Origin of the sequence: Psychrobacter immobilis (assembly GCF_904846285.1) — a bacterium.
Classification (GTDB): domain Bacteria; phylum Pseudomonadota; class Gammaproteobacteria; order Pseudomonadales; family Moraxellaceae; genus Psychrobacter; species Psychrobacter immobilis_D.
In genome coordinates this window covers 206,943-220,562 of the sequence record NZ_CAJHAD010000002.1, presented here as the reverse complement: position 1 = coordinate 220,562, position 13,620 = coordinate 206,943, and the positions used below count along the sequence as shown (strand labels likewise).

Genomic DNA, 13,620 nt, shown 5'->3' with positions numbered 1-13,620 from the left:
AAATTATACGCCATTCACTTTTAGCGCTTTAATGGATAAGTCGTGATACCGCTGCTGCTTGGGCTATCTACTTTGATAAAGCCTTGAGAAGACGTTTTTGGCGTTTGGTCACGTTTAGGCACCAAAGGATTAAGCGGCATCAGCTCATAGTCGGCACTGACATCACCATTCCAACCTTCTGTACCACTAAGCGGTAACTGTTTAATCGTACCGTTTTTGTCGATGACCAGTTGCAGGACACGCATCTGATTGTATTTGCGCTCAGTTACACTAGCGACAGCCCCACCGTCACGTAAGATAGTTGGTTGTAAAAATATGATTAAGTTACTCTTTTGAGTTGTGTCATTATCAGAGCGGAACAGACGACCAACTAATGGCACATTACCCAAACCGGGGACTTTTTGTTGGCGCGTAGTCGTGTTATCGCGCATCAAACCACCTAAAGCAATGGTCTGCTGATCATCGGCTAAAATCGTGGTATTAATCAGACTCTTATTGGTAGTAAGACCACTGGCATTGCCCGCGCTACCTGGCACAACGGACGAGACTTCTTGCGAAACCTCTAAACGTACAGTGCCATTTTCACCAATATGAGGAATGACATTTAAATTGATACCAATGTCTTGACGGTCAATGGTTTGGAAAGGGTTGGTCGAAGAATCACTGCCTGTGGTATAAGAACCGGTGACAAAAGGCACGTTTTGACCAACTAAAATGCTTGCCTTTTCATTATCCAAGGTTAGAATTGAAGGCATCGACAGCAAATTGGCACTGGTCGATGAATCAAGTGCTTGTAGGATAGCGCCATAAAACTGAGTATTGCCTTTGCTGTCTTTCTTACTATCACCGATTCCAATTAAAGCCCCGGCAATCGATCCTGCTGCGGCACTGATACCTGCACCACCTGACAAAGCTGCTGCTGCAAGCGAAACTGCACTGGCGCCAACGTTATTAAAATTCACGACGCCATAACCACTATTGGCATTACCCAGCGCCCACTGTACGCCAAGCTGAGTAGCATCATCGCCTGATACCTCAACAATCGCCGCTTGAATCAATACCTGTGCGCGGCGGCTATCGAGCTGATTGACGGCATCTTCAATCTCGAACATCAGCTCAGGCGCGGCATTAACGATGATGGCATTTTGGGTTTCATCAGCGATAATACTAAAAGGTCGACCTCCGATACCGGTACCTGTGCCACCCGAGCGGCTAGTGGATAAAGCTGCACCAGTAGTGTTGTTAGTAGCACTATTGGCAATCGCACTAGCGCCGCCACTATTGAGTGTGGAGCTGTTACTACCTGCATCGTTCAAAGAAGCAGACTCCAAGGTTGAAGAAGCACCAGAGCTATTAATAGATTGACTGGCAAGTAAGCCGCGCAGCATTTCTGCAATGTGACCGGCACTGGCATATTTTAAGCGAAAGACCCGTAAACCACTCAAACGTCTGGTTGGCGTAGTATCAAGCTGATTGACCATCTCTTTGACTTTGGCAATCATCTCAGGACTGCCTTTTACCAATAATCTATCGCTAGAGGTATCAGCGATGACTTTTAGCTGATTGTTGCCACCTTGAGCTTGACCGCTACCCGCACTTGCTACCAAGGCACTAATCAGCTCCATCATACGTTCAGCATCGACATGAAGTAACGGTATTACTTGCAAACTGTCATTGACGTTGCTGTCTAAATCACGGATAAGCGACGTGAGCTGATTAAGACTATCAGCGCGATCAGATAGTACTAACGCATTAACGCCCGGCACTGCTGCTGCGTGAGCGGACTGCGGCATCAGCGGTCGAATGACACCGAGGACTTCTGCTGCTTGGGTATTGGTCAAATAAATCACCCGCGTCGCTAGCGCTTCACCGACGCTATCACCGCGTAAATCTACTGCCATACCCGACTGTTTGGCGACATTATCGGGCACCAGCTTGATCGTGGTACCCGAATCGATAGCGGCAATACCGTTAACCTGCATCACACTCAAGAACAGCTGAAAAATCTCATCACGCGACAATGCTTTGTTAGAAATGACGGTGACGTTACCATTGATACGAGGATCAAGAACAAAATTCTGATTGGTAATGGTCGCCACTTCATTAATAAAAGCTTTAATATCGGCATCTTGTAAATTGACCTTCCAGCTTTCTGCACTCACTAGCCCCGTACTTGCCGCCCATAGTGGAATAGCTAGGCATAGCGGACGGCACAGACGCATCAAACGCTGCAAAATATGGTGTAAAGGCGTGACCGAAAAATTTTGAAGACTGACCATATTGATAATTACCTACAGTGATGTCGCGGATATACTAAGTTGCATGATTAATAATTTTCAAGAGTACTAATTTTCGTATGTGCTAAGTTTCGTGTTTGCTAAACAAAATGTTTGCTGAACAAAATATGAACTAAATCCAATAACTCGTTAATGGTTTTTAGCAGCTTGCTAACTATAAGGGCACGCAAAGCTTTATTTAAAAAACCAGTAGCTAAAAAAATTTTAATTTTTGCTTAAAATTGCTGACGAATAGTAATGACTTGATCGCCACGCTGTACCTCTATTTGTGCTTCGCCAGATTGTTTTGCTTGCTGCAAGACGTTGGCATCTTGTCCAGGATTACTGCCGACGCTTTGACCATTAACAGTCAACACCTTATCGCCCGGCTCAAGCCCTAAGCGATTACGCAGTTTGGCAGGCATGGCGGCTGTGACCTGATAACTTTCACCTGACGCCATCACGCCCATTCGACTTAAATAACTGGCAGGGTTTGATTGCAACTCTGTGACGGCCTCATCAATCGGCGACTTCGGCTCGCCCGCGCTGCTTGCTTCGCCATTTGGCTCACTCTCAGGATCGACTTGGTCCTGCTGCGCTGTATTAGGTAAGTTAGGCGAGTTTGGCGACATAGTATTATCTGGCAAACGCTGATTACTCACCGCACCTGCCAGCATAGCACTTTGATCAAGTGGCATAGCTTCCGGCATTTTGATGACGATTTCTTTATCATAAGCATCAGCAATAATGACTTCATTCCAAGCGACGGCGACAAGCGTATAGTCACTGTCTTTTAAGGTGTCACCGATACGATAGTTTTTTACTTCGCCATTGACGTCCAACATTGCTGACGACAGACTTTCTGGTATGGCCATAAGCACACCTTTTAACACGATATTAGGTGGCGGTTGGACTGGAGCAGCGATAGGATCAGGGTCAGCAAAGATAGCAAATAAGCCACTATAATCTGTATTTGAGTTTGCCGTACTCTGTAAAGGGGCAAGCGGTAATGCAGGCGCTAATGGAGCGGCCAGCAGCAGCCACAGTAAGCGCGCCGCTGTCCAGCATAACCAAACAATCGCTAATAACAATAACCACACTGAAAAGCGATTTAGGGTGTTAATAATAGGTTTTAAACGGCTGGAGATATCGGCAACATTCATCATTTAGCGTGCCCCCAAACCATCGAGCAACGGCTGCCGTACACTAACCACAGGTGTATCTTGCGGTGCTTGTCCTTTATATTCGGGCATATTTTCTAGTAGGCGCTGGGTTAAGCTCACATCTAGCATATTATCGCCATCGATATACAAGTCGCCCAAGCGCTTATCTTGATTGTTTACAAGATTAATATGCAGCAGGTTTTTATTGTTCTTTTGCTCGGCACTGAGCTCGGCTCGCAGCGCTGGCATTGTGATATAAAAAACCTTACCGCCGCTAGGATAGCCGACTTCACCGCCAACCCAAGTCAGCTGACCACTCGCCTCACTAAAGCCCGCCACATTTTTACCTGAGTTTTCGCTTGAACTGCTTGCTGCGGCATTTGCAGCAGACTGACGTTTTAACGAGACGTTATTAACTTGAATAGGCGCATTAGGCAATTGCCAATCGACCACACTGGCCAAAGTTTCAGGGGCAATTTTACCACTCATGTTTTGAACCTGCCATGAGCTGCTGCCTACTTTAATCTGACCATTCAATCGGGTCTGCTCTGAGCTGATATCAACCTCTGCACCTAATTTGCCCAATAATAAATGCCATGGCTGCCATGACCACTCAGCGGCGCCGGTAAGCGGCGTTGCTGACACGGGTAATTGCCAAATTGCCGAACCTTGCCATAAGTTGCCCGACACATGTTGCACATAAGGCGTATCTGGAGCATATTTTTCAAGTAGCCATGCTGCTGGCATTTGCAAAACGGCAAATAGTGCAAATAATACAAAGCCAAATAGCCACCAGAGCTTGCGGGGACGCTTATGAGACGACGTGGATACTTGAGACACGGTTAGCTAACTCTTATATAAGACAAAAACGTCATTATCATAGCAAACAATGGCATACAGATGACAGAAAAAAAGCCAGTATCTTTGCACCAAAATACTGGCGATAAAGAGACTGGCTTTTATCTATCGATTTATCTATTAAACCATCATGATTAATGACGCGTTAAAGCTAAATAGCATGAGAGCTTAACAAGAGATTTTTAATGACTAAATAGCAAAATCTTCCAATTTACGACCTGCTGCTAGTGCATCTACTAACCATGTTGGTTTACGTCCGCGACCGGTCCACGTTTCTTCATTATTATCCGTATTGCGATATTTAATGCTACGTTTTTTCTCAAGTTTCTCACCCGCTTGTAGAACCTCTTCAATGCTAGCATCGCTTTCTTCAGCGATTTTTTCAAACTGCATATAAGCGTCGTATAAACGCTGGTGTTGTTTTTGCGCAATAAGTTGTTGGGCATTTTCGGTAATAGCGCGTAGCTCATCAACGTTTAGATCATTTAAATCAATGACATTGTTTTTGCTCATCATAATCTCCACTTTTATATCAAGGTTATAAATCACATAGCCTGACGACTAATGACTAATGAATAATAAAAATCGTAAGTAACAGTAATATAAACAAAAATATAATCCATCACAAGTATTGATTGGTATTCATTGATAATAAGATAATAAGATAATAAGATAATAAGATAATAAGATAATAATCATAAATGTTATTAAATTATAGCGGTTTTAAATGATAGTTAACTTTATATGAGCCTTTATCATAAAACTATATTATTCAAATATTATTACTTTATAAATCTTAAGTATTTCTCTTTATCACTATTTAAATAAGTCAAAGATCAGCAGCATAAAAAAGGGTCTATTTACATAGACCCTATCTAATTTAATCCTATAGATAAGAGAAAGCCCGCTATTGGCGGGCTTTCTAGAACATATACTTTACATTAACGTCTAAGGTACATCCTAAAAAGGAATATCATCATCTACAGGACCATCTGGCATCGCTGTCGGTTTAGACTGTGCTGGTGCTTGAGCTGGTTTATTAAATTGGTTTTGCGCTGACGGATTTTGATTGTTGAAGCTGTTTTGGTTACTGTTTTGATTGTTGCCTTGTAACATGCCTTGCAAAGCTGGAGCGCCGCCTTGGTTATAGCCACTTTGCTGATTATTGGCTGGTTGACCATAATTACCCTGACCACCTTGGTTTTGATCGCTATAGCCACCACCACCCTGATTGCCATAACCGCCTTGACCCTGATTTGAGCTTTGACCACCAAAACCACCAGCATCGCCACTACCGCCGGTCGCGCCATCGAGCATTTGCATTTGCTCCGCACGAATCTCGGTGATATAACGGTCTTGACCATTGGGATCTTGATATTTACGCGTACGCAAACTGCCTTCAATATAGACTTTGCTGCCTTTACGCAAATATTGCGCCGCGATTTCGCCTAGACGATTAAACAATGAAATGCGATGCCATTCCGTTGCTTCTCTTTTTTCACCGCTTTGCTTATCAGTCCACTGCTCTGAAGTCGCAACCGAAATGTTGGTCACGCTACCGCCATTACTGAATTGGCGTGCCTCGGGGTCTGCTCCAAGGTTACCGATGATGATAACTTTATTAACTCCGCGCATAGTATCGTCCTTTTATTGACAAATCGTTTTATGAATATTTTAATAACTATTAAATGAAACTGATTAATAATATCAGTAATATGAATTTACTTTAACCAATTTTTGTTTAAATATCTACCTTAGAAATCTTACATACGACGTTGAATGTCGCGCAGCTTCGTCGCTGCCAATACTCAGGTTTCAATTACTATATAACCTAAATATCCAAAGGGCTTTGCGCTAAATGCGACAGCTCTTGTCGTGACAAATCTGTAAGCTGTGTCTTATCCAATTTTAAATACGCCACTTGCTCTTTTGCTATGACCACTAGCTCATCGACGCCATCTACCTCCAGCATCTGCCGTGACCAGTCTTGTATATTGATATCTTTAGGGATAGTGACAGTGGTGCTCGATAAATAAGGTGGGTCCGCAATCGGAATAATCAGCAGTAACGAAACTCCCATAATCACCGCTAGGATACCCCAAGCCAATATATTTGATTGTGTTAACAATAAACCACCCATCGCGCCTCCAACAAAAGCGCCAAAGAACTGGCTCGATGAATTCAAGCCCATCGCAGTGGCTTTATTAGCGACTGGCGCACGCTTAGATATCCAGGAAGGAATCGTCGCCTCAAGTAAGTTAAAGCCCATAAAGTAGAGCAATAAGCCTAATATAATACCAACACCGACCTGACTACCAAGCGCTAATAATGCCAAGGCAACAGTCATCAAAGCAATAGCACCCAAGAATACTTGGCGCATTTTGCGTTTCTTTTCGGCAATGATAATAAAGGGTAAGGCAACGGCAAAACCGATAAACAATAAAGGCAGATATACCAGACCTTGCTGACGTACCGACAATCCCATCACCTCATTAAGCTGATGCGGTAAAATGACAAAGATAGCCGTCATGGTCAAATGCAGAGCAAAAATACCAATATGTAAGCGGTTTAAATCACCAATTTTTAGAACCTCTGCCAACTGCTGACCAATCGATTTATTATCCAAATTGTGCTTGAGTACCCGTAGCGGTGTTGGCACAAACAATAATAACAACATCGCCAAAACGGCAAAGCCTGCGGTCAACCAAAACAGCCCAGAAATACCCAGCGAGCCCACTAATAAAGGACCAAAGGCAAACGCGAGCATGATGGAGGTCGCAATGGTTAAGCCCATCGTTGCCATCGCTTTGGTACGCATTTCTTCCCGAGTCACATCAGCAAGTAACGCCATCAATACCGCAGAAACCGCGCCACTACCTGCTAGCGCCCGACCAATAATAACTTCATAAATATCGGTGGCATTGGCTGCGATGATACCGCCGAGAGCAAATAATATCAGACCTAAGAATATAATCGGTTTACGCGGAAATTTATCCGCCGCCAAACTCATCGGAATCTGAAATATCGCCTGCCCTAGCCCGTAAATACCAACTGCCAAACCAATGAGAAACGGCGTTGCATGCGCATAATTATCACCATACACAGAAAATACTGGCACAATCATAAACAAGCCGATCATCCGCAAGGCAAATATGCCACCGACCCCAAGGATTGCCCGTTTTTCTACGCTATTCATACTTGCCTCACTGGTTAATCACTACCGCTATGCTTTTTATCATTACCGCTCTATAAAGGTATTGGCTAAAAAATCAAGCTCACTAGTATAAGACATTAGCCGTTTGCTTGCCGAGACTTTTGCCACCCTACTTCAGTATCATAGCGGGCGCTCACTTAAGCCATTCATTTTACGCGATAATTTTGTTACTAAGTGCATCTCGTACGTCATCGCACCTTGAATAATGCGTCTATCATGACAATAAAGTAAGACGTCGGAAATGTTATCGTCCAAAAATATTGTATGAGAAATATTTTGATAAACCGATATTTATTGACTAAATCTATAATAAACTTCTCATACTAGTTACCCTTTATTTAGCTTACCTTTATCCATTTCAAGTACTAAAGGCATAATATAAAAGAGACAATCATTACTATCGCTTTGTGAAAACCACACATTTTTATAAAGCCATATTAATTTGAATAGTAATTTTAAAAAATCTATATTTTTGATTCATCATTGCTTTTAATTAAGCATTTAACTCAACTTTATTTAGTCTTTAAATTTTAAAAATTTTTTTATATATCATTTTATCAAATAGGAAATCTATCACCGATGGCACACGAGTATATTAAGGTTCGCGGCGCACGCACTCATAATCTAAAAAATATCGATTTAGACATTCCACGAGATAAATTTGTGGTGATTACGGGTTTATCAGGCTCTGGTAAATCGTCATTGGCATTTGATACCCTTTATGCTGAAGGGCAACGTCGCTATGTCGAGAGCTTGTCCGCGTATGCGCGCCAGTTCTTATCTCAAATGGAGAAGCCCGACGTAGATAGTATCGAGGGCTTGTCGCCAGCAATTGCTATCGAGCAAAAATCAACCAACCATAACCCACGCTCAACGGTCGGTACAATTACCGAAATTTATGACTATTTGCGTCTGCTCTATGCGCGCATTGGTACGCCCTTTTGCCCAGAGCATGGCGAGCCGATGGTCGCGCAGTCGGTGACCGAAATGGTCGATCAAGTCATGGCATTGCCAGCTGATACCAAAATTATGATTCTGGCGCCAGTGATTCGTGAGCGTAAAGGCGAGCATACGGTTTTGCTTGAACAATTAATTGGTCAAGGCTTTGTGCGCGTACGCGTTGACGGGGATGTTTATGATACTGATGAACTACCAACGCTCGATAAAAAGAAAAAACATACCATCGAAGTCGTGGTCGACCGCTTTAAAGTCCGTGATGATTTGGGCAACCGTGTTGCTGAAAGTTTAGAAACTGCTCTGCGCTTAGGTCAAGGGCTGGTAACGCTACACTTTATGGATGGCAACCCAAAAGAAGGCGGTGATGAAAACCAAGTCATGTCAGCTAAGCATTCTTGCCCAGTTTGTGATCGCGCAGTCTCTGAGCTTGAGCCGCGTATGTTTAGTTTTAACAATCCTTATGGTGCCTGCCCAAGCTGTGATGGTCTCGGTAAACGTCAGTATTTCTCAGCCGAAAAGCTGATTACCCATCACGAAAAATCGCTCAATCAAGGGGCAATTAATGGTTGGGATAAGCGCCATGCGTATTACTTTGGTCTGCTCTCTACCGTTTGCAATCATTTTAAAATCGATATGGACGCACCGTGGCAAGAGCTGCCAAAAGCGCAGCAAGATATCATCATGCAGGGCTCAGGTAAAGAGAAGCTGACGTTTAACTTTACTGATGAGCGCGGTCGTAAAACCAATAAGACTGTGCCCTTTGAAGGTGTGCTGCCTTATTTAGAGCGCCGTTATGCCAAAACCCAAAGTAACCTTGTGCGTGACGAGTTGGCAAAATATTTGGCCGATACCACTTGTAACGTCTGTGATGGCGCGCGTCTCAATGAGATTTCACGCAACGTGCGCGTCGATGATCAAACCATCGCCCAAATCGTTAAGCTGTCTATCGGTGACGCTGCTGACTATTATAAGACGCTAAAAATTGGCGGTCATAAAGGTGAAGTTGCAGAAAAAATCTTTAAAGAGATTAATGAGCGTCTAAATTTCTTAGTTAGCGTTGGGCTTGATTATCTATCCCTTGCCCGCTCTGCTGAAACGCTATCGGGTGGTGAAGCGCAGCGTATTCGTCTTGCCAGCCAAATTGGCGCAGGTCTGATGGGTGTGATGTATGTGCTCGATGAGCCGTCAATTGGTCTGCATCAACGCGATAATGATCGCTTGCTAAAAACCCTAACGCGCTTGCGTGATTTGGGCAATACCGTATTGGTCGTTGAGCATGATGAAGATGCCATTCGCCAAGCGGATCACGTTATCGATATCGGTATCGGTGCAGGCGTCCATGGCGGTCATATTATCGCTCAGGGTACGGTCGATGACATCATGGCCAATAAAGAATCGCTGACTGGACAATATATGTCTGGTAAGAAGAAAATCGAGATTCCAAGCATTCGTCATAAAGCCAAAACTATCGATATGGAAGTTAAAGGAAAAGCCAAGCCGAAACAAGTTCCAATGACTATTGAGCTCAAAGGCGCATCCGGCAACAACTTACACGATGTTGATTTGACCTTGCCAATAGGGATTATGACTTGCATCACGGGTGTTTCGGGTTCTGGTAAATCTACCCTCATCAACCGTACTTTGATGCCATTAGCCGCAACGCAATTAAATAATGCCTCAACGCTCATCGCGGATAAGCATGACAGCATCACTGGTCTTGAGCATTTGGATAAAATGGTTGATATCGATCAAAGCCCGATTGGTCGTACACCGCGCTCAAACCCAGCGACATATACAGGCGTATTTACGCCAGTACGTGAGATGTTTGCACAAACGCAAGAAGCGCGTGCCCGTGGTTATAAAGCCGGTCGCTTTAGCTTTAACGTCAAAGGCGGACGCTGTGAGATGTGCCAAGGTGATGGTCTTATCAAAGTTGAGATGCATTTCTTACCTGACATGTATGTGCCGTGTGATACCTGTGAAGGCAAGCGCTATAACCGCGAGACCTTAGAGATTCACTATAAAGGTAAAAATATCGCCGACGTGCTCGATATGACCGTTGAAGATGCGACTGAGTTCTTCTCAGCCATTCCAGCCATTTATCGTCGCCTACAAGCCTTGATGGATGTTGGTCTGAGTTATATCCGTCTGGGTCAGTCTGCACCAACGCTATCGGGCGGTGAAGCGCAACGTGTGAAATTGGCGCGTGAGCTTGCCAAACGGGATACCGGACAGACGCTCTATATCTTGGATGAGCCAACCACTGGTTTGCATTTCCATGATATCGATAAGCTGCTCAATATCTTGCATACCCTACGCGATAAAGGTAATACCATCGTGGTCATCGAGCACAATCTTGACGTTATCAAAACGGCGGATTGGGTGATTGACCTTGGCCCTGAAGGTGGTAAAGGGGGCGGCATGATTATCGCCGAAGGCACGCCTGAAGAAGTAGCTGAAGTCAAAGGCTCATATACGGGTGAGTTCTTAAAACCGATGCTTAAGCAAGCGATGAAAGAAGTGAGTTAATAGAAATTAGTTAATTATTGATGAATAAAAAAAGGTTATTTTTATAAGAATAGCCTTTTTTAGATTTGGATTTTGACCTTAAAATAAATAGTGCTTTGAACGGTACACCATATCGCTCAGTATTCAAGCTTTATAATCTATCAAGATAAGTCCATGTTGAATAATCAAAAACTTTCATCTTATCTAATAAATCTTTCAACCATTCTGTTAATGACTCAAAAACAACACGAGTCTCATCACCTTCATGGTCTTGATGTATTATCTGACCAAAGTTATCCTTTGATATATCGATGCAAGTAGAGTTACCAGTACCATCATCAGTAAACGGTACCCAACTTTTCTTCCATACTTCATCGTTAATATCTCCGTCTTCTAGCTGACTACTTAGCTCCTCATACCAATCCATTATTTCTAATATTGGCATAAGTAGCTCGTGCGTTTCAACATGGAAAGGAATATAGGGGGAGCTAATTTGACCATTATGCCATTTATAGAGTATTTTGAACTCATCAGGTAGTTTAGATTCTACAAAATTTTCCATACTTTCAAACTCAGAATCTGTCGCTGGTGGATAGAAAGTATTTTTAAATTTTGGGATTTTTTCTTCTAGAAGAGCATCTATTTCTTTAATTACTTGTTCCATAATTTATATCTCTTGGTTATTTTAAAATTTAAAATTACTTATTCTAGGTCAGCCAAGATATCTAAAATCCAACACGTTCAGATTAGTTCTCACACATCGACACCAACCTACATTATCTTAATTATAGTTAACTTTCGATTCACTGTAGGTTGGGCAGAGCTTGCTACCCCCAACATTATAACGTAAGATAAATGATCAATTATAACTTATAGAGCGATATAAAATATCGCAGACACTACTAGCAAGGAGTGCGCTAAACTTTAATCATTTTTCGTTTCTGTTTCCAAATAGTAATGTTCATTAATCATGAGTAGTACATTGCCCAATACCATGACAGCATGACTACCTATCCACAGCCAATATCCTGCAACATACCTTGTAATTATACTGCTATGTCCTGCCTCATTGATAACTACCTTATCAAACATTAAGAATGACACTGCAATTAAAGTAGATAATAAGCTTAATAACAAAGACGCTTTACGGTGCTTAATAAATAACCATGCCGAAATTAATAACGGATTAGCAAACCAAGCAAGCGTCTCATTACCCCCAATAAACATTCCAAATAGGCCAAAAATAAAAGCAATCATTGAATGCATACAACCTTCGGCGGTACAGTATGCTTCTTGAGTTAACGCCAAAAGCATAAAACCAATAGATACACCTAGAGTAATTTTTATTAAAGTTAGAACTTTCATTAAATATTCCGTCAAACACCCTAAGAAGAATCAGACCACACCCAACCTATAACTTACGACAATAGAAAATATAATAAAGTCGCTTTGATTAAACAAACTCCCTCTCAACATTCATCACCCGCGCATCTACCGTCCGTTCTATTTTTTCTTCTATTTGGCTGCACTGCGACTCGACCTCACGTTTAGAGAGCCCAACGATGACAAACGTCCATTCACTGGCATCATGCCGATCACGCTCACCGCTCTCACAGACCGCGACGCTTGGCGTATTGCCAAATGAGTACAGCTTGCCACACCTAGCCCTTAAGACATAAGATAGCCATCAAATCAGCCACTTGTACATATCCTTTTGCAAAAAAAAGATAAGTCGTTTGACTTACCTTTTGTGGTAACATTTACTTTTTTGAATACTTACTGAGTTATTTACGTTTAATAGTTCTAGTAGTAGTGGCGTTAGTAGTTACTCCAGTAGTTGCCTTAGCAGGTGCTTTAGCCGCCGCTTGATAGACTGGCATAACTTCAGGTAATAGGGCCTGAATTTTAGCGATACGCTGTCCAGAGTTTGGATGCGTAGACATCAAAGTAACTATCGCATTGCTACGACCATTGGCGGCCTCCATTTTTTGCCATACTGCAATTGCAGCTTCCGGATTGTAGCCTGCCTGCGCCATCAAACGTAAACCACCCGCATCGGCTTGTGATTCTTGACTACGAGAAAATGGCTTATCAAGGCCGTAGTCACTAATCAAGCTCATTGCCTCAGCATTTAACCCTGTTTTTTCCTGTATCGCAGCACCACCTAATTGAAGCGCTAAGCCGGTCAGAATTTTTTGCCCAGCATCTTTTTTACTGTGCTCAGATAATGCATGGGTCATTTCGTGTCCCATGATCGCAGCAATCTCTGCATCTGTTAACTTCAACTTTTCTACAATACCGGTGTAAAAAGCCATTTTACCGCCAGGCATTGCCCAAGCGTTTAATTCAGGTGAACGTATAACGGTAACTTGCCAGTCAAAAGGAACACCTGTTGTATTAGCACGAACGGCATAAGGCTTCATACGATTGAAGACATTTTTAACTCGAATAGCAGTGGCAGAAGTATTATCTACTGCGCCTTGACCATTGGCTTTAGAAACCACTTGAGAGTAACTTTTAGCCGCATTAGTATTTAACGTAGCAGTATCGTACCCTGCCATATCAGCTACAGTGGTACAACCTACTAAAGTTGTAATAGTAGTCAAAACTAAAGCACTTTTTATTTTATTAACAGTTTTCATTA

11 protein-coding genes are annotated in these 13,620 nt (G+C 42.8%); 1 reads left to right on the top strand and 10 read right to left on the bottom strand.

The features are described from left to right. Positions 1-20: 20 nt before the first annotated feature. From gspD to JMX13_RS02970, 6 genes are all read right to left on the bottom strand, one after another. On the bottom strand, positions 21-2,279 hold the full coding sequence (gene gspD, locus JMX13_RS02995; RefSeq protein WP_201609470.1) for a type II secretion system secretin GspD: 2,259 nt from the start codon (positions 2,277-2,279) through the stop codon (positions 21-23). A gap of 233 nt (positions 2,280-2,512) precedes the next feature. Continuing rightward, entirely contained in the window at positions 2,513-3,442 is a 930-nt protein-coding gene (locus tag JMX13_RS02990) for a type II secretion system protein N (protein WP_227686192.1), read from the bottom strand. After that, positions 3,443-4,279 carry a type II secretion system protein N gene (gene gspN / locus JMX13_RS02985; protein ID WP_201609469.1) on the bottom strand — a complete coding sequence of 279 codons (837 nt, stop codon included), beginning with the start codon at positions 4,277-4,279 and terminating at the stop codon, positions 3,443-3,445. It abuts the gene before it with no gap. A 207-nt stretch (positions 4,280-4,486) separates the two neighbouring features. Then, positions 4,487-4,813 (bottom strand): H-NS family nucleoid-associated regulatory protein, encoded by a 327-nt coding sequence (locus tag JMX13_RS02980; RefSeq protein ID WP_227686191.1) that lies wholly within the window; start codon positions 4,811-4,813, stop codon positions 4,487-4,489. 444 nt (positions 4,814-5,257) lie between these two features. Next, positions 5,258-5,932 (bottom strand): single-stranded DNA-binding protein, encoded by a 675-nt coding sequence (ssb, locus tag JMX13_RS02975; RefSeq protein WP_201609468.1) that lies wholly within the window; start codon positions 5,930-5,932, stop codon positions 5,258-5,260. A gap of 196 nt (positions 5,933-6,128) precedes the next feature. Next, positions 6,129-7,493, bottom strand: coding sequence for an MFS transporter (locus JMX13_RS02970; RefSeq protein WP_201609467.1), 1,365 nt, complete (start codon positions 7,491-7,493; stop codon positions 6,129-6,131). A gap of 597 nt (positions 7,494-8,090) precedes the next feature. Between JMX13_RS02970 and uvrA the strand changes: the two genes are divergently transcribed. Then, complete coding sequence (gene uvrA / locus JMX13_RS02965) at positions 8,091-10,997, top strand: excinuclease ABC subunit UvrA (protein ID WP_201609466.1); 2,907 nt, start codon at positions 8,091-8,093, stop codon at positions 10,995-10,997. Between the two features lie 130 nt (positions 10,998-11,127). Here uvrA and JMX13_RS02960 read toward each other — a convergent pair whose 3' ends face one another. The 4 genes from JMX13_RS02960 to JMX13_RS02945 all read right to left on the bottom strand — a co-directional run bounded on the left by JMX13_RS02960 (position 11,128) and on the right by JMX13_RS02945 (position 13,618). Further along, entirely contained in the window at positions 11,128-11,640 is a 513-nt protein-coding gene (locus JMX13_RS02960) for an SMI1/KNR4 family protein (RefSeq protein ID WP_201609465.1), read from the bottom strand. A gap of 260 nt (positions 11,641-11,900) precedes the next feature. Then, complete coding sequence (locus JMX13_RS02955) at positions 11,901-12,341, bottom strand: hypothetical protein (protein ID WP_201609464.1); 441 nt, start codon at positions 12,339-12,341, stop codon at positions 11,901-11,903. Between the two features lie 88 nt (positions 12,342-12,429). Next, positions 12,430-12,627 carry a DUF503 family protein gene (locus JMX13_RS02950; protein WP_227686194.1) on the bottom strand — a complete coding sequence of 66 codons (198 nt, stop codon included), beginning with the start codon at positions 12,625-12,627 and terminating at the stop codon, positions 12,430-12,432. Positions 12,628-12,760: 133 nt separating this feature from the next. After that, complete coding sequence (locus tag JMX13_RS02945; RefSeq protein ID WP_144296618.1) at positions 12,761-13,618, bottom strand: M48 family metallopeptidase; 858 nt, start codon at positions 13,616-13,618, stop codon at positions 12,761-12,763. Positions 13,619-13,620: the final 2 nt, after the last annotated feature.